General features: G+C 27.4%; 15 protein-coding genes, 1 tRNA gene, 1 other RNA gene and 1 pseudogene. 7 read left to right on the top strand and 11 right to left on the bottom strand.

The window, feature by feature from the left end; translation table 11 throughout:
- Window positions 1–8 precede the first annotated feature (8 nt).
- The 5 genes from NLO413_RS03585 to NLO413_RS03565 form a co-directional block, all read right to left on the bottom strand.
- Window positions 9–1,487 carry a UbiD family decarboxylase gene (locus NLO413_RS03585; RefSeq protein WP_045809128.1) on the bottom strand — a complete coding sequence of 493 codons (1,479 nt, stop codon included), beginning with the start codon at window positions 1,485–1,487 and terminating at the stop codon, window positions 9–11.
- Window positions 1,488–1,550: 63 nt separating this feature from the next.
- Window positions 1,551–2,393 (bottom strand): P44/Msp2 family outer membrane protein, encoded by an 843-nt coding sequence (locus NLO413_RS03580; protein WP_052690385.1) that lies wholly within the window; start codon window positions 2,391–2,393, stop codon window positions 1,551–1,553.
- 90 nt (window positions 2,394–2,483) lie between these two features.
- Entirely contained in the window at window positions 2,484–3,356 is an 873-nt protein-coding gene (locus tag NLO413_RS03575) for a P44/Msp2 family outer membrane protein (protein ID WP_045809127.1), read from the bottom strand.
- Window positions 3,357–3,432: 76 nt separating this feature from the next.
- Window positions 3,433–4,254, bottom strand: a complete 822-nt coding sequence (locus NLO413_RS03570; RefSeq protein WP_045809126.1) for a P44/Msp2 family outer membrane protein — start codon at window positions 4,252–4,254, stop codon at window positions 3,433–3,435.
- A 353-nt stretch (window positions 4,255–4,607) separates the two neighbouring features.
- The gene (locus tag NLO413_RS03565) at window positions 4,608–4,958 is read right to left on the bottom strand and encodes a hypothetical protein (protein ID WP_045809125.1); all 351 of its coding nucleotides are present in this window, start codon (window positions 4,956–4,958) and stop codon (window positions 4,608–4,610) included.
- A 347-nt stretch (window positions 4,959–5,305) separates the two neighbouring features.
- Between NLO413_RS03565 and ftsZ the strand changes: the two are divergent.
- From ftsZ to NLO413_RS03540, 5 genes and pseudogenes are all read left to right on the top strand, one after another.
- Window positions 5,306–6,272: pseudogene (gene ftsZ, locus NLO413_RS03560) on the top strand (cell division protein FtsZ); the annotation flags it as partial.
- 339 nt (window positions 6,273–6,611) lie between these two features.
- On the top strand, window positions 6,612–7,013 hold the full coding sequence (locus tag NLO413_RS03555; RefSeq protein ID WP_045809123.1) for an EVE domain-containing protein: 402 nt from the start codon (window positions 6,612–6,614) through the stop codon (window positions 7,011–7,013).
- Window positions 7,010–7,471 carry an rRNA maturation RNase YbeY gene (ybeY, locus tag NLO413_RS03550; protein WP_045809122.1) on the top strand — a complete coding sequence of 154 codons (462 nt, stop codon included), beginning with the start codon at window positions 7,010–7,012 and terminating at the stop codon, window positions 7,469–7,471. Before NLO413_RS03555 ends, ybeY begins: the two co-directional genes overlap by 4 nt.
- Window positions 7,472–8,006: 535 nt before the next feature.
- Entirely contained in the window at window positions 8,007–8,801 is a 795-nt protein-coding gene (locus NLO413_RS03545; RefSeq protein ID WP_045809401.1) for a ParA family protein, read from the top strand.
- Entirely contained in the window at window positions 8,801–9,649 is an 849-nt protein-coding gene (locus NLO413_RS03540) for a ParB/RepB/Spo0J family partition protein (RefSeq protein WP_045809121.1), read from the top strand. The genes NLO413_RS03545 and NLO413_RS03540 overlap by 1 nt, the downstream gene beginning before the upstream one ends.
- Before the next feature lie 884 nt (window positions 9,650–10,533).
- Here the strand turns inward: NLO413_RS03540 and NLO413_RS03535 are convergent.
- Both NLO413_RS03535 and NLO413_RS03530 read right to left on the bottom strand, forming a co-directional pair.
- Window positions 10,534–11,706 (bottom strand): FAD-dependent monooxygenase, encoded by a 1,173-nt coding sequence (locus tag NLO413_RS03535; RefSeq protein ID WP_045809120.1) that lies wholly within the window; start codon window positions 11,704–11,706, stop codon window positions 10,534–10,536.
- A 23-nt stretch (window positions 11,707–11,729) separates the two neighbouring features.
- Window positions 11,730–11,806 (bottom strand) — tRNA-Arg (locus tag NLO413_RS03530).
- Window positions 11,807–12,239: 433 nt separating this feature from the next.
- On the opposite strand from NLO413_RS03530, the gene metK reads away from it, so the two are divergent.
- Entirely contained in the window at window positions 12,240–13,439 is a 1,200-nt protein-coding gene (gene metK / locus NLO413_RS03525) for a methionine adenosyltransferase (RefSeq protein ID WP_045809119.1), read from the top strand.
- Window positions 13,420–14,556 (top strand): FtsW/RodA/SpoVE family cell cycle protein, encoded by a 1,137-nt coding sequence (locus NLO413_RS03520; protein ID WP_045809118.1) that lies wholly within the window; start codon window positions 13,420–13,422, stop codon window positions 14,554–14,556. Before metK ends, NLO413_RS03520 begins: the two co-directional genes overlap by 20 nt.
- A gap of 14 nt (window positions 14,557–14,570) precedes the next feature.
- Here the strand turns inward: NLO413_RS03520 and NLO413_RS03515 are convergent, their stop codons facing one another.
- From NLO413_RS03515 to ffs, 4 genes are all read right to left on the bottom strand, one after another.
- Window positions 14,571–15,584: an aspartate-semialdehyde dehydrogenase gene (locus tag NLO413_RS03515; protein ID WP_045809117.1), complete on the bottom strand. Its 1,014-nt coding sequence runs from the start codon at window positions 15,582–15,584 to the stop codon at window positions 14,571–14,573.
- Window positions 15,585–15,594: 10 nt separating this feature from the next.
- Window positions 15,595–15,903, bottom strand: a complete 309-nt coding sequence (locus tag NLO413_RS03510) for a YbaB/EbfC family nucleoid-associated protein (RefSeq protein WP_045809116.1) — start codon at window positions 15,901–15,903, stop codon at window positions 15,595–15,597.
- Between the two features lie 20 nt (window positions 15,904–15,923).
- Window positions 15,924–17,381, bottom strand: a complete 1,458-nt coding sequence (gene dnaX, locus NLO413_RS03505; RefSeq protein WP_045809115.1) for a DNA polymerase III subunit gamma/tau — start codon at window positions 17,379–17,381, stop codon at window positions 15,924–15,926.
- Window positions 17,382–17,397: 16 nt separating this feature from the next.
- An RNA gene (ffs, locus tag NLO413_RS04815) (signal recognition particle sRNA small type) lies at window positions 17,398–17,490 on the bottom strand.
- Between the last annotated feature and the right edge of the window lie 3 nt (window positions 17,491–17,493).

The raw sequence follows: 17,493 nt of genomic DNA, 5'->3' as shown, positions 1-17,493 counted from the left end.
TAAAAACTTTATAATCCATACTTAGACCATTTGCTTGTAACTTTTTCTATTATTTCTTCTGTCATTTGTATAGGAGTTCCCCACGTCCTAGAAGTTTCTGGATAAATCTTATTAGTTGCATCAAGTCCAACTTTACTACCCAAACCATCTTCAGTAGATGCAAAATCTAAATAGTCAATAGGAGATCTTTCAATAAAAGTCATATCCCTTACAGGATCCATCCTAGTAGATATAGCCCAAATTACTTCTTTCCAGTTCCTAGTATCAATATCATCATCCACAACTATTACAAATTTTACATATAAAAATTGTATCAAAAAAGAAAAAATACCCATAATTATTCTTTTTGCATGACCAGGATAAGACTTTTTTATAGACACTACAGCCACTCTATAAGAACATCCTTCTGGAGGTAACCAAAAATCCACTATTTCTGGATAATGAGATGTTAATATCGGTATAAATATCTCATTTAATGCTTCTCCTAAAATAGACGGCTCATCAGGTGGTTTACCAGTAAAAGTACTCAAATAAATAGGAAATTTCCTCATTGTAATTGCAGTAACATTAAATTTAGGAAATTTTTCTACAGAATTATAATATCCTGTATGATCACCATACGGACCCTCATCACAATATTCATCACTAACAAATCCCTCTAAAATAATCTCAGCATTTGCTGGTACTTTTAATGGTACTGTAATACAATTTACCAGTTGTAACGACTTTTTACGTAATAATCCTGAAAATTGATATTCTGAAAGAGTCTCAGGAATTGGTGTAACAGCAGCAATTATTGTTGCAGGATCTACACCTATGACTACTGCTACCGGAAAACCTTCCTTATGGCCTTGTTGTCTCCATCGAGAATACTGTTGTGCTCCTCCGCGATGTTTTAACCATCGCATTAAAGTTGTATTCTTATTAACAACTTGCATACGATATATTCCTAAATTAAAGCTATCTTCTTTAACCTTTGAAGGGCCTTGTGTTACAACTATAGGCCATGTAATAAGAGGTGCAGGTTCTTGTGGCCAACAAACCTGTATAGGTATTCTGTATAAATCTACTTCTTCCCCTAGTAAAATAACTTCTTGACAAGCAGCACTATTAATTGTTTTAGGAATGGTAGTCATTAAATCTTTTAATAGAGGTACCATTTTTATAGCATCTTTAAAACTATGTGGTGGTGTAGGAGACTTTAAGTATGATAATAAGTTTCCAATATCTCTTAACTTTTTACGCGTAGTACCAATTCCTGTAGCAACCCTTTCAACAGTACCGAAAAGATTAACTAAAACAGGAATAGAACTTTTATTATAAGCAGTTACTACATTTTCAAAAAGAATAGCTGGACCCTTTTCTTTAATTACCCTTCTATGAATCTCTGTAATTTCTAAAAAAGAAGATACCTGCTCTTTAACCCTTATAAGCTGAGAGCTTTTTTCCAAATCATTGATAAACTCTCTTAGATTTTTATATGACATAAATCATACACACAAAAGCCCCATAATATACCATTATATTACTTATAAAATATTGTAATTTCGTTAGAGCAGTAACCTTAATCCTATTTCTAACCCAAAGTAAGCTGTGTCAAGTTGTGCTGAAATATCTGTTATTGTCCTGCTATTATCAGGATAAGCATAAACAGGTATTCTTCTATATTCATTTCCTGCAATTCCGTGATAATACCCACCACAAAATATCATAACATTGGAATTAACATAATAATTCATACCAAATTTAGCTTGATAAGCAAATTTAGGTTCTTTAATCTTTAAAAAACTTACACTTTCAACACCAGCACCACCACATATATATGGATATAAACCTTCATTATACATAACATCATAACAAATACTAACTATCCCTGATCCTAAAAAAATACCTTCATTCTTAAGCACAACAAATTTGTTGGTTTGTAGAGGTACACAGCTACTTTCTCTCGCTTCTGTACAATAGGGTACAGCAAAATATTGATGATTCTCAAATTTATAATTCCCCTGACTAGGATTAAAATTTTCAAAAGCACATTCAAATTCTATCCTTAAATTATTGTAATAATAATACCCTACTGAAAAAGCAAATCCTAAAAGATTATTATCATAATTAATATCCTGTAGAACACGCGTGAAATCAGAGTTTGTCATGCCAGGAACCATATAACGGTAATTAACATCTAAGCCATATACATATTTACCTTTAGTATTAGAAGTAGGAAGTGTTTCATTAGCGTAAAAATTACTAAATACCGAAATTCCAGGCTTATATTGACCACTAATATAAAAACTTCCATTAACACCCTGCTGCGAAAAAGATTCAACAGAGAAACCTTCACCTATCATACAAAAAATAATAAAAATAACCAAGCGCAACTTTTTATAACTCATCTTTAAACCCCTAATAGAGTAAAACAAATAACATAATCAAGATTTTAATATATAATATATTAACCTAAACTTGACATATATGCATATTAATTACAATATAAACCTAACTCCAAGGTTTACTCCCATATATCCAATATTAGCATTAGCAGTTGCAGAAGAAGAAGCCTTAGGATACGATAATAAAAGATCAGGTACTATAACCTTCAAGTGATCAAATTTATTGTCCGCAATACCATGATAATAACCATCTACAAAAGCCACAACATTTGACATAATCTTATAACTTAAGCCAATTTTGCCCTGATAATTGAGTTTCATTTTTACAGTATCAAACATATTTATGAATTCCCCTCCTGCTCCAGCACATAAATATGGTATAACATAAGTATATTCTGGAATAATGTCATAGCACATATTAAAAATAAGAGATACGCTAGCTATTCCTTTATTTTCTGCAATAATGTAATTTGTTCCAGCTATACCGTTCGAGATTGTCTCACCACGAACTAAAGATATAAATCGTCGATTATCCTTAACGACATAACTATCATCATCTTGAACATCAGAATACTCATAAGAACATTCAAGTTCTATTCTAACATTATTCTGTAAATACCCAACAGCACCAGTAAAATTTAAGTAACTTCTATCAAAAACAGGAGGCTTATACTTTTCTTTAAAATGGTCTCTGAACCTTAGAGGATTCACCTCTTTAGAATCCTTGCTTAACTGTAGTTTATTTTTAGTTTGAGTACCATTAAAAACGGTTTCATTAATTAAAAAATCTTCAACATCAAAAAATCCCACTTTATAACTACCACTTACATATAAACCACCTTGACTATTTAAAGCTTTAATATTTCCATTTACATTATCAATAGAAAAAGCTTGTAAAGGTAATAACATTATTGTTATCAGAGAAACTGTTAAAAAATTCCTTTTTATTTTTTTTACACAACTCATGACATATACCTACGCTTAAATAAACTAAATTGCATATTTAAAAACACACATATCAAGTACATAATACTAGATAAAACTAAAACAAAATTGTCCTTATTCCTACCGCCCCTCCAAAGTATTTAATATTCAATTTAGCAACGGCACTTGTAGCTTTAGGTTCTTCTGTTAATATAACAGGATAGTCAACTGAAATGTTATGAAACTCATCACTAACAACTTTATGATAATAACTATCAATCACTAAAAATAATTTTTTAGCTAAAGGAATACTTACTCCTAGCTTACCCTGAAAAGCTATTTTTGGCCTTACAGCATCAAACAAATTTATAAAATCTACCCCAGCACCAAAGCACAAATATGGAACTATTACTTCACCACTTAACCCATAACAATTATTTACTATCAATGAATTAACCTCTACACCTTTGTTTTTTAAAACAAAATATTTTCCATTATTTACATTTTTGTCACGAGATATAGCTAAATACCTATAATAATCATTATATTTATGACCATCTATCTTAGTTACATCAAATAATTGATGTGAAAATTCTAGCTCTACTCTTACATTATTGTTATTTAACACACCTATCGCACCTGATAAGCCATTATAGTTATTATTATAATCACATTTGTACAAAGCATTAAAATTACTACTTTCTTTTAATTCATTGCTATTAGCATTTTTGTTAAATGACATAGCATATCCGATTCGGCCTTCTTCATTTATTGAAAAATTCTTAAAATCAGAAATAGATGCTTTATACTGACCACTTATATAAAACTTTGTTAAATTTTTATTGGTACTTAAATTATTATCTGCAAAACAATAAGCAGGAACAAGATAAACAACCAATGTCAAAAACGTAACCTTTACAAATTTTTTCTTTAAGCTCATACAACACCTTTCACTGAACTAAAAACAATTTATTTAACGCTTATAAGCTATATATTATAACAATATCTCAATACTACAAAAAGTATACAATAATGTCTATGCTTACATATAAAAATTATTGAATAATAACTCAATATTAATTTTTAAGTTGTAGTAATATTACAAAATTCAAAAAATTTAATAAAAATACCTCCTATATTTTGCAAAAAACCTACCATAACACTCGCAATAATAAATCTTTTTAATAAAATAATAGTTGTAATCGTAAATAGCATAACACTAATAGATATATGCTGATAATATAGTTAAAAATTCTTTATAACAACTAATTTTTGTGTGTTTTACAAGTATTTTTATAATATTAATTTTTGTAGCATTATTTTAATACTAGCTCTTTTAGCTTCAATACCTTCAAAAATGATAGTATTATTTTTTTCATCAATCTTTTTTACTTGTAAGTCACTATAGTCATATTTTACAATCTCACCTATACTTATTTGCATACTATATAATTGATTGATATGCTTAATATTACCTTCAAAAAATTCAAATGCTCCTAGCCCACCTAAAATCCATAAAATTTGACTAAATGTAGCCATATTAGCATTATTAATAAGCTTAACCTTTCCACCATAAATGACACTATTATTACTAACATGATTACATTGATAAACTTCAATGTAAAACAAGCCATTTATATTCATAATGTATCCTTAAAAACTTTAATATTATAAACTTTTAGTTGCAAACTAACAATAACAAAACAACATAACAGGAAAATTTATCTTAAAAATACTAAATATAGCATAATAAAAAAAAAGGTAATAAAAACTTAAGTTGTATTTCTATTTAATTACTTTCACTTATCAAAATAAACCCATAACATTTCTATTTAAATCTGACATAATAATTTTTACGAAAAAGCCAAATAAGAAAATCTTTACTAATTACTAATTCCCCAATTAATTTACTATAGAACCTCAATGAAAATATTTGCATATATCTCTTTAAGTAGTAATATGTTAAAATGAGCTGTGGTTAGTAAATCGATATGTCATTAAACGTTTTTTTACCAGATCAATCCCTACTTAGACCAAAGATTACAGTTCTTGGCGTAGGAGGTGCTGGAGGAAATGCTATAAATAACATGATACAATCCAATCTTCATGGAGTCAATTTCATAGCAGCAAATACTGATGCCCAAGCTTTAGAATATTCTTTATCAGAAAAAAAAATTCAACTCGGAATAAGCCTTACAAAAGGATTAGGTGCAGGTTCACTACCAGAAATAGGAAAAGGAGCTGCAGAAGAGTCCATAAGTGAAATTATGGAAGAAATTTCCGATAGTAATATGCTATTCATAACAGCAGGCATGGGAGGAGGAACAGGTACTGGTGCTGCACCTGTAATTGCAAAAATAGCTAAAGAAAATAAAATCTTAACTGTAGGTGTTGTAACAAAACCTTTTCATTTTGAAGGTGCTCATCGAATGAAAATAGCGGACTTCGGATTAGAGGAGCTCCAAAAATATGTTGATACATTAATAATTATACCCAACCAAAATCTTTTCCGAATAGCAAATGAAAAGACAACCTTTGCAGATGCATTCAAACTTGCAGATACTGTGCTACATACAGGTGTGCGTGGAATAACTGATCTTATGGTAATGCCTGGATTAATAAATTTAGATTTTGCTGACATACGCGTAGTAATGAGTGAAATGGGAAAGGCCATGATGGGAACAGGTGAAGCAGATGGTGAAAACAGAGCTATGGCTGCTGCTGAAGCTGCTATATCAAATCCATTATTAGATAATATATCCATGAAAGGAGCAAAAGGTATATTAATAAATATTACAGGAGGATTGGATATGACTTTATTTGAAGTAGATGCAGCAGCAAACCGTATAAAGGAAGAAGTTGATAACAATGCCAATATAATTTTTGGTTCAACATTTAATGAAAATAGTGAAGGAAAAATAAGAGTATCAGTATTAGCAACAGGAATTGACAGTGAAGAAGAATTTTTACAAAACAAAAAACAAATAGATCAACAATCTGTCGCCCATAATAATAATAATATAGATTTCATTAACAACTATCTATCAAACGATAGAAAAGATAACTTTATACCTGATCACAATATTGCTTATTATAAACCTGTTGACCCTGAAGATACAAATATTATAGATAGCTTGACATCTGAAAAAAAAGAAGAAAAACCACAAAAAAATATATTTAATAGAATGTCAGAGGCAATTCGTAGTCACAAATCCCCTAATTTTCAAAACTATAGTAAAAACGATCTATGGAGTGAAGAAACATTTAACGTTCCCACATTTCTAAGAAAAAAATAAAATGCTTTTCTGGCTTTTTAAAACCGAACCTGAGGATTTTTCATGGAATGACATGATAAAGTGTCAAGTAACTACGTGGGATAATGTTCGAAATTATCAAGCTCAAAACTATATGAAAAAAATGAAAAAAGGTGATCTTGCTTTTTTTTATCATACAGGCAAAGAAAAATGCATAATAGGAATTATAGAAATATACAAAGAATCATATTATAATAATGATAAATTTAGTGTTATTGACGTTAAAACATATTGTGAATTAAATCGAAAAATTTATCTACATGAAATAAAAAACAATAATTCTTTACAAAACATGACAATATTAAAGCAACCACGTTTATCAATTTCTCCCATAACACAACATGAATGGGAAATTATTTTAAAAATTAGCAGAACTACGTTGTGATAAAAATTACAGTACTCAAAAAGAAATGGTATAAGATTCTTAATAAACCTAAAACTTATATTAAGAAAATAATTAACATTTCTTTAAATAATCTAGACATATTAAAATATAACCCTTTTATTTCTATTGTTTTAGCAGATGATAATTTATTACATAATCTAAATTATAAATATAGAAAAAAAAACAAGCCAACAAATGTACTTTCTTTTACATATGAAAAACTTTCTTACAATTGTTGCTTAGGAGAAATATTTATTTCATTAGAAACAATAATTAAAGAGTCTGCCGAACTTGATATTTATATAACAGACTATGTATCACATATGTTAATTCACGGACTACTCCATATATTAGAATATGATCATAAAACACCTGAAGAAACTCACAAAATGCAGTCATTAGAAATCGCACTATTAGATAAATTAGGAATAAAAAATCCTTATATCCCACATAACTGATATGTAATTAAAAACATGTGAAATTTTTACATTAATCTTCTTACAATTTTGCAAAATATTATACAAAAATAACATAAACTCTTATGTTTCACGTGAAACATATTAAAAAATATATTGTTCATATTTTATAACATAGCTAAATATGTTTATCGAACATAACAGTTTAAAAACAACATTGACAATAGCAATTCATGATTACCAATTTTTTCAACAATAAGATTACTTTATGAACAATTAGTAGTACATTTTTAAAAAATTGTTCTTTATTATGCTCTATTCTAATACTTTAAAAAATACTTTCTTTATAGTTATTAATCCTTTCAAATTTTTTTACACCTATGTAATCAACATTTTTTATAGGAAACAATCTTGTACTATGAATATTAATAATCACCATTTTAACAAAAATGGCCTAAAATCAATTAATAAAAAGCTTATACGTTTCAAATAAAACACTAAAGTGATGTATATTAAAAAAATAAGTGACATATCTTTACCTTTTTATATAATTGGCAATAAAACTTATAAGCTTTATATGTGTAAAGTTTTTGCTATAGTAAATCAAAAAGGTGGTGTAGGAAAAACTACTACAAGTGTAAATTTGTCTACAGCAATTGCTGTTATAAATAATCCTACATTACTTATAGACCTTGACCCCCAAGGAAATAGCAGTACTGGATTAGGTATATCACATATTAAAAGAGTTATTACCTTATATGATATATTAGTAAATAATGTACCTATTTCATCTTCAATACTAAATACTGATGTACCAAATTTATCATTGATACCATCAAATGTAGATTTATCAGCTGCAGAAATAGAATTAACACAGCTAGAAAAAAGAGAATTTATACTAAAATACTCTCTATCTTCTATAAAAAAAAATTATAAATATATATTTATTGATTGTCCTCCATCATTAGGATTACTTACAATAAACGCTTTAATTGCTGCAGATTCAGTAATAGTTCCATTACAATGTGAGTTTTTTGCACTGGAAGGTTTAAGCCATTTAATAAAAACTATAGAACTAATAAAAAAACATTTAAATCCACATTTAAAAATAGAAGGTATTTTACTTACCATGTACGATAAAAGAAATAAATTAAGTGAACAAGTAGAAAATGATATACGAAAATACTTAAAAGATGTTGTTTATAAAACCGTTATTCCACGCAACATAAGATTATCTGAAGCTCCATCACATGGAAAGCCATCCATAATTTATGATTTTAAATGTGCTGGTTCTCAAGCATACATATATTTAGCTAAAGAAATTTTAGAAAAGTATACTCCTTATAAAAACCCAATAAAGAGATATAAGTAATGGTAAAGCGCTTAGGAAAAGGAATTTATGAACTAATAGGAGAAATTAATAGCACTATAGATTTGAATAAAAATAATACTGACCAAGTAACTATTCCTATTAATTTATTACATTCTAGTACTTTACAGCCAAGAAAAATTTTTAATCAAGATACCTTAAAAGAATTAGCAGAATCTATTATTAAAAATGGTATCATACAGCCTATTATTGTTAGAAAAGATCCTAACAAAAAAGGATATGAAATCATAGCTGGTGAAAGAAGATGGAGAGCAGGTATAATTGCAAAGCTTACCACTATACCAGTAATTATAAAAGATATAAATGATCAGCAATGTTTAGAAATCTCAATTATCGAAAATATACAAAGACAAGATTTAACACCGATTGAAGAAGCAGAAGCATATAAAAATCTGATTGATAGATTCTCTTATAAACATGAAGATTTAGCTTTAATAATGGGAAAAAGCCGTAGTTATATCACAAATATGATTAGAATTTTATCGTTACCTACAAGTATAAAATCAATGATTAACAATAAACTATTATCTTTTGGTCACGCAAGATCCTTAATCAACATAGCTAACGCGGAAGAAATAGCAAAAAAAATTATATCTTTAAATTTAAACGTAAGACAAACTGAAAATATGATTAAGAACTTGCAAATCCCACATAAAAAATTACACAAAGAAGTATCAATTATAAACTTAGAACTGTCACTATCTAAAACACTTGAAGCTAAAGTCACAATAAAAAAATTAATTAACAAAGGACAAATTATTATTAATTTCACAAATGATCAGCAATTTCTTGCATTAACACAAAAATTACATAATATAAAAACCTCATAAATTAACTTTTCCAATAAAGTAATACACTATTATAGCTAATATAACACATAAATTATTTATAATAACTCATACACTATATAAATAAATTCACTATATATTAACAATACACTAATTATGAAAAAAATTACCAACATTCAAATTATTGATAGATGTAATTTTAACATTACGTTTACAGAAAAACATTATGTACTAAAAAAATAGTACCTACTATTTTACTTATTCATAGATTAAATACAACACCATATAAAAGCAGCTTTACTACATGCTAAATAAAAGCCACTTTATGCTAATAATTTAAAAATATCACAGTTAAATATTCTATAGTAAAATTTTCTTTACCGATTAATAGTAAAAACATTACGCTTTCCATAAACAGATATAATGTGTTATCAGATAACTAATAATTAAGATGGATGCTAATGATAAAACTTTTATAATAACAAGGTATAAAATCCCTTAGTAACTTTATACAAGCAACTAATCTAATTGATACAAGTTTATAGCAAAAGCAGTACTAAACAACTCTTATAACTTATATATGAGCCTATGAACTAATGCGTGTTAGCATAGCAAGTACTCTATAATAATCTAAGATATTATACTAATAATCATTATACTTAAATAAAGATTTTTCCAGTAAAATTATGTTTCAATCAATAGAAAAATAAGTTTAAAACTATAAAAATTAATTAAACGAATAAAAATTTAAAGCCTTAGCTTATAAAAAACAGTTCATAGTATTGCAACCAAATATTTTTTTGATAATTAAAACACCATTACAATCCCACAATATATCATTACATCATTTTTTATACATAAAGGCATATGTAAATAATATAGAAGGTTTTATTATACATTAATACTAATTAATAACTAAAGTAAACTTAGTTAAAGACTCCTATTCCCATTGCATGCTTTATTAAAAATTTTTTTAAAGTTTCTGAATTTTCAATAGAAAACATACCGATGTTTCTTATAATTTTTATTATACATGATTTATTAGAAAATACAGCATTTAATCCTGTTGTAATAAAAGTCATAGAAAAATTATCAAAACATCTATCACGGAAAATACTTTTTAAAACATAATCACTACCAATATCTATTTTATGTAATTGTGCCATTTCTATATTATTGATTAATTTCTCTATGTCTCTTAGTCCTAAATTTAATCCTTGCCCTGCTATAGGATGTATACAATGTACAGCATCACCTATTAGTATAATCCTGTTCCCATATATTTTTTTAGCAAAAGTAAGAGATATCGGATAGAAAAACACATCACCTTTTAGTTTTATACCTTTTAAATAATCTTTACACCTTTTCTGAAGTTCTACTTCAAAATCCTCTTTATCCAACTTAGTTAACATTTTTACCGTATCAGATTTTTCTGTCCATACAATAGATGACGTGTTTTTATTGTACATTGGTAAAATTGCTAATGGACCATTTGGCAAAAAATGCTCTATAGCAATGTTATTATGACAATTTTCATGAGTGATATTACACACAATACAACTTTGTTTAAAATCATATTTAATAGTTGGTATCTGTAACAATTCACGAATTTTAGAATTTTTTCCTTCAGCACAAACTATTAAAGATGCTCTTAATACTTTCTCATTTTCAAATTGAATCTCTACAAAATTTTCTTTTACAAATACAGACTTGTATGCAATTGATGTATATATATCAAGATTTTTAAGATGTTTTTTTAAAATACTAAACAAGTAACTACCTTCTACAACATATCCCATTGGGTCTTCACATACAGTTCTATTATTATAATGAATTGAAACTGGACTATTACTATCATGTATTAATATATCATATATTGGGCAAAATCTTTTTACATCTTCCCATATATTAATACTTTGTAATATTTCCTGAGATTTTTTTGACAAAGCAAAAACCTTATTACCTACAGTAGATAATAAGCAACTGTTTATGTCTACAATCGCTGTTGAAAGTCCTTTTTTAGCTAAACCAATACCTGCAATTACACCATTAATTCCACCACCTAAAATAATAATACTATAATGCAGGTTGGTATTCATAATTAAACACATTGCAGATTATGTGGTGTGTCCGAAGGGATTCGAACCCCTGACCAACAGCTTAGAAGGCTGATGCTCTATCCAGCTGAGCTACGGACACACAAATTTCAAGCTACTATATTTATAAAAATAAGTCAAGTTAACACAAAATTAACAGTATTCTTTTCATTTTTTATATAAAGATACTAAAGAAATTACAAAAATAAATTTAAAAAATTATGTGTGAAAACTCATAATATAAACTTCACATCACAATAATTTTTAAAATGAATATAGATCCACTTAGATTTCTCTGTTTTATAATTTACTTTATAAAAAATTATGTATTTACTTGAAGTTGTTCTATCAAAATTTACTATTAAATTTTGATTATGTGTATTATTACATGTTTTAGTTTTTTATATCAATAATATTTTAACTTTAAAATACTAAGTTATTCATGTTAAAGTTTTTAAACTAAATTGATATTTTATTGTCTTTTATGAGTGTGTTTGTTAATATAAAATAGTGTTTACGCTTAAAAATTTTAAACAATGATTCATTTAGACAGGCAATCCTCTGATTATTCTATTACTAGTGAATCTGTTTCTGCTGGGCATCCTGATAAAATTGCAGATCAAATATCTGATATAATTCTTGACTATTGTATTTCCATTAATCCACTTGCTCACGCAGCTATTGAAACTTTAGTGACAAAAAATAAAGTTATTATTGCCGGAGAAGTTTGTGATGTTGATTTCGATAAATCTGAAATTGAATTTCTAGTACGCAGTACAATAAAAGATATAGGATATGATAAAGAAGGTTTTAATTGGGAAAATGTTGATATCAATATTCTAATACATGAACAATCACCTGACATAATTATGGGTGTAAAAGTTGGAAAAAACCAAGGTGCTGGTGATCAAGGAATTATGTATGGGTATGCTATAAATGAAACAAAAAGTCTAATACCTGCTCCTATTTTTTATGCTCATTTAATATTAAAAAACATTATGAAAGCAGTTAAAGATCATGAAATTACAATACTAGGACCAGATGCAAAAACTCAAATTACATTGTTATATAAAAATAACAAACCTGTTAAAGTATCAAATCTAGTGCTATCTGTTCAGCATCCTGAAGGATTAAATAATAATCAAATAAAAGAAATGGTTTATCCTTATGTATTATCTTCTTTGCCTAAAGGGTGGATGTGTTTAAATAAAGACTTCTTAGTTAATCCAACAGGAAGATTCGTTATAGGTGGTCCAATAGGAGACTGTGGTTTAACAGGACGAAAAATTATGATAGACACTTATGGTGGACATGTACCTCATGGAGGAGGAGCTTTCTCCGGAAAAGATCCAAGCAAAGTTGATAGATCAGCAGCTTATATGGCACGTTATATAGCTAAAAATATTGTTTCTGCTGGTTTAGCGGAAGAATGTTTAGTACAGTTATCCTATGCTATAGGTGTTTCTGATCCTTTATCTTTTGATATTAATACTTTTAATAACAATTTTAATAATGAAAAGATAAAAAAAATCATCCAAGAAAATATAGACTTGTCAATTTATGGAATTTGTAACTACTTAACGTTATATAAGCCCATTTATAGATCTACATCATGTTATGGCCATTTCGGAAGAAATCCTACTAATAACGGAAATTTTTCATGGGAAAAAGAAGATTTATCACTTAAGTTATGTAAAGAACTTAAAATGTATAATTATGAAAGAAACTTTCAATAATGAAACTATTTCATCATTAAAAAGAGGTATATTCAGTAGTTGGTATCGCACTATAGATAAGTCTTTTTTCTTTTCAATTGTTTTTATGTTATTTTGTAGTTTAATTCTAGTTTCTTCTGCTGGACCAGTTATTGAAAAAAGAATATTGCTGCCACAAAATTATTTTATATCTAGACATTTATTATACATGATAATGTCTTTATGCATTATTATAGCATGTTCTTTTACAAATTATTATACAATAACAAAAATTTCATTTTTTGGATTGTTTGTTATCATTTTAATTTTAGTATATATGTTTTTTTTTGAAGTTGAGATAAAAGGTTCAAAAAGGTGGCTTTATGTTTTCGGATCTTCCATTCAACCATCGGAATTTGCTAAGCCGTTATTTGCTATAGTTACAGCACGTATCTTACATAGCAATATATGCTATAAATATTACATTTCCTTTTTTCTATACTTTACTCTTGTAACATTATTTTTATTTCAACCAGATTTTAGTATGTCTATAATACTATCTATTACTTGGATTTTACAGCTATTTTTCTATGGAATAAATTATTTATGTTTTTTTATTATAGGAACAATATTGTTAATAGTAGTAATCTTATGCTGTTATTTTATTCCCTATATAAGAAATAGAATATATGCTTTTCTTGACCCTTTAAATCATGATCATTTTCAAATTAGTAAGTCTATTCAGTCTTTTAAAATAGGAAAAATAACAGGTATAGGCCCGGGAGAGGGAGTGGTAAAACTTCTATTACCTGATTGTCATACAGATTTTATATTCTCTGTAGCTGCAGAAGAATTTGGGATAGTATGTTGTCTACCAATTTTATTTATATTCGGATACATATCAGCAAAAATGTTTTATTTCACGTATAATGAAAATGATATGTTTAGGCTATTAACAATAGCAGGTTTATTTGTACAATTTTCAACACAATTTCTAATAAATATAGGTGTTGTATTAAATTTATTACCAACAACTGGCTTATCTCTTCCTCTTTTAAGTTATGGTGGATCATCTTTATTATCTACAAGCTTTCTTTTGGGAACTACTATGTCATTTAGCAAAAGCAGATTAGCAATAAAAAGGATTATTGTTTCTTAAATAATTAACACGGTTTATAAATATTCTTGCATTAAAATTTCTGATATTTGAACTGCATTTAATGCTGCACCTTTTCTTAGATTATCTCCTACTACCCACATATTTAATCCATATGGTACCGTATCATCTTTCCTTATTCTTGAAACATAAACATAATCATCATTTACACAATCAATAGGGGTTGCATATCCACCATCTTTTCTTCTATCCAACACTAACACTCCAGGTGTTTTTTCTAAAGCTTCAATAGCTTCTTGTTCTGAAACTCTAGAAGTAAATTCAATATTCAAAGATTCAGAATGAGATACAAATACAGGTACTCTTACACATGTAGCACTTACCTTTATTTCCTTATCCAAAATTTTTTGTGTTTCTACTTTCATTTTCCATTCTTCTTTAGTTGAACCATTTTTCATAAAAACATCTATGTGAGGAATACAATTAAAAGCAATTTGCTTGGTAAATTGTTGAGGTCTTATATTTTTGTTCATAAACATTCCCTTAGTTTGATTATACAATTCATCCATAGCAGCTTTTCCTGCTCCTGAAGTTGATTGATAAGTAGATACTACAACTCTCTTTATTCTAGATATTTTATGTAAAGGATTTAATACAATAACCATTTGTATGGTAGAACAATTAGGATTAGATATTACATATTTTTTTTTGTAATTTTGTATATCATAATAATTAACCTCAGGAACAATTAGCGGTACATCTTTATCCATTCGAAAAAAAGAAGAATTATCTATTACTATACACCCTTGAGATGTGGCTTTTTCTACATATTGTTCCGCAACTGATGCTCCAGCAGCAAATATAGCTATGTCAATTCCAGAAAAATCATATCCATCTAATACTTCACAAGAAATATCTTCTTTTTCACCATAGCTTATTTTTTTTCCAAAAGATTTTTTTGATGCTAGTGCTACAACATTTTTTAAAGGAAATAACCTTTGTGCTAAAATATTAATTATTACCCTCCCAACATTCCCTGTTGCCCCTACAACAGCTATTTTATAACTCATTTATTTTTCTCTACATATTAAACGACATTAGTGAGCTCATAAGATTTGTATTATAATCTGAAGATTTTTTAAAAGCATCATTAAGTGCTGCTTTAATTAAGTCTTCTATTAAAATAGATTTTTCTGATAGTAAAGAAGGGTCAAGTTTTACTTCCTGAACTTGATAATTTATAATATTAGATAAAGACAATTTTACTGATACTTTACCTCCCAGAGCTGATCCTTCAAAAACTTGCGTCTTTTGATGATTTTGAAATTCAGAAAGTTTTTTTTGTATAATATTTTGTAAGCTAGAAAATTGTTTGCTATCAAATGACATTGTCACCTACCTTAAAACTATTAATTATTTAATTTTTTTATACTAATAACTTTTGCTCCATTAAACTCATTTAGTATATTTTGAACAATTTCACTATAACATGAATTTCCGTTATTTTTAATATCAATTTTTTCTTTAATTGTTATAGTCCATTTTTTATTAGTTAAACCTTGTAAAAAGTCTTCTAGCATATTAGAAAAATTATTAGGAAATGTGTAAGAAGTTGCAAATACTAATTTATCAACTTCACAAAAAATTTCAGGATTGCTATTATTTAAGTGATCATACAAATCATGTCTATTATTTTCTTTTAGTAAATTTAATAATTTCTGTAATATAGATGTTGAATTTTTATAGGATTTCTTTTCTTGATAAAGTTTATTAACAATCTGTTTTGGTGAAGGTAAATTTGATAAATAGCACAGCCTAATAATCAACATCTCAGCAGCCTGATAAATATAATCAGAGTATTTAATTTCTTGTAACCCTTTAAATAAGGCTTGCCATAGTCTTGATAAAAATATAGCAGAACGGACTTTCTCATTAGGTAATTTTATTAATTGTTTCATGTTATCTTCTATAAGATCGTTTTTTTTTTTAATTAATAACAGGCACATATCATAAATAAGCTGTAGCATATCACTTAATACTATAAAAGGAGTTATGGATTTGCATGCTATTTTAAAATCTTCAAGAGCTTTTAAAGGATTTCCTAATATTACTGATTCAAATATATTTATTAAATCTTGTTTACTTGTACATCCTAATAATCTTCTCACTTCTTTTTCAGAAAGATTATTATTTGTATATATAGCTGACTGCTCTAAAAGAAGCAAAGCATTTCTTACAGATCCCTCAGAATTATTAGCTATTAAATTTATACTTTCTTCATCAAATAAAAAACTCTCTCTTATAGCTATCTCTCTTATATGTTTTCTTAAGTTAGAAAATGATACTCTTTCCAAATCGAACCTTTGACACCTAGATACAACTGTATTAGGTACTTTTTTTACTTCCGTTGTCGCTAAAATAAATTTTACATGAGATGATGGTTCTTCTAACGTTTTAAGAAGTGCATTAAATGCACTATTAGAAAGCATATGTACTTCATCTATTATATAAACCTTAAATTTACAGCTAATAGGCAAATAATATGAATTTTCCAGTATAATTTTTATGTCTTCTATGCTGGTATTACTTGCAGCATCAATTTCTATTACATCCACATTACTAGAATTTATTATAGATTTACAATTCACACAGTTATTGCAAGGATTTAATGTCGGACCTAAAGAGCAATTTAAGCATAAGGATATAATACGTGCAGAAGTAGTTTTACCAACACCACTTGATCCAACTAATAATATAGAACTAGGAATTTTATTTAAGTGGAATGAATTCTGCAAAATTTGAACTAAAACTTCTTGCCCAATTAAATCTTTAAAATTATGTGGTCTATACTTTAATGCAAGATTCATATTTACAAGTTAAAATCACAAAGGATAACATAACCCAAAAAGACATTGCTACGGCTGCTTTATTTCTAACCTGACCGACTTCACAAGTTTTTTGCTTATGTTACCCATTACA

The organism is Candidatus Neoehrlichia procyonis str. RAC413 (genome assembly GCF_000964795.1).
Classification (GTDB): Bacteria; Pseudomonadota; Alphaproteobacteria; order Rickettsiales; family Anaplasmataceae; genus Neoehrlichia; species Neoehrlichia procyonis.
The sequence above is the reverse complement of the archived record's forward strand: the minus strand, read 5'-3'. Positions and strand labels throughout refer to the sequence as shown.

Excerpts from the sequence above, each read along its gene's own strand:
- NLO413_RS03575 (WP_045809127.1), bottom strand. The coding sequence starts at position 3,356 with ATGAGTTGTGTAAAAAAAATAAAAAGGAATTTTTTAACAGTTTCTCTG.
- NLO413_RS03545 (WP_045809401.1), top strand. The coding sequence starts at position 8,007 with ATGTGTAAAGTTTTTGCTATAGTAAATCAAAAAGGTGGTGTAGGAAAA.
- dnaX (WP_045809115.1), bottom strand. The coding sequence starts at position 17,381 with ATGAATCTTGCATTAAAGTATAGACCACATAATTTTAAAGATTTAATT.
- NLO413_RS03570 (WP_045809126.1), bottom strand. The coding sequence starts at position 4,254 with ATGAGCTTAAAGAAAAAATTTGTAAAGGTTACGTTTTTGACATTGGTT.
- NLO413_RS03585 (WP_045809128.1), bottom strand. The coding sequence starts at position 1,487 with ATGTCATATAAAAATCTAAGAGAGTTTATCAATGATTTGGAAAAAAGC.
- NLO413_RS03580 (WP_052690385.1), bottom strand. The coding sequence starts at position 2,393 with ATGAGTTATAAAAAGTTGCGCTTGGTTATTTTTATTATTTTTTGTATG.
- NLO413_RS03535 (WP_045809120.1), bottom strand. The coding sequence starts at position 11,706 with ATGAATACCAACCTGCATTATAGTATTATTATTTTAGGTGGTGGAATT.
- NLO413_RS03555 (WP_045809123.1), top strand. The coding sequence starts at position 6,612 with ATGCTTTTCTGGCTTTTTAAAACCGAACCTGAGGATTTTTCATGGAAT.
- NLO413_RS03520 (WP_045809118.1), top strand. The coding sequence starts at position 13,420 with ATGAAAGAAACTTTCAATAATGAAACTATTTCATCATTAAAAAGAGGT.
- NLO413_RS03565 (WP_045809125.1), bottom strand. The coding sequence starts at position 4,958 with ATGAATATAAATGGCTTGTTTTACATTGAAGTTTATCAATGTAATCAT.
- NLO413_RS03515 (WP_045809117.1), bottom strand. The coding sequence starts at position 15,584 with ATGAGTTATAAAATAGCTGTTGTAGGGGCAACAGGGAATGTTGGGAGG.
- metK (WP_045809119.1), top strand. The coding sequence starts at position 12,240 with ATGATTCATTTAGACAGGCAATCCTCTGATTATTCTATTACTAGTGAA.
- NLO413_RS03540 (WP_045809121.1), top strand. The coding sequence starts at position 8,801 with ATGGTAAAGCGCTTAGGAAAAGGAATTTATGAACTAATAGGAGAAATT.
- NLO413_RS03510 (WP_045809116.1), bottom strand. The coding sequence starts at position 15,903 with ATGTCATTTGATAGCAAACAATTTTCTAGCTTACAAAATATTATACAA.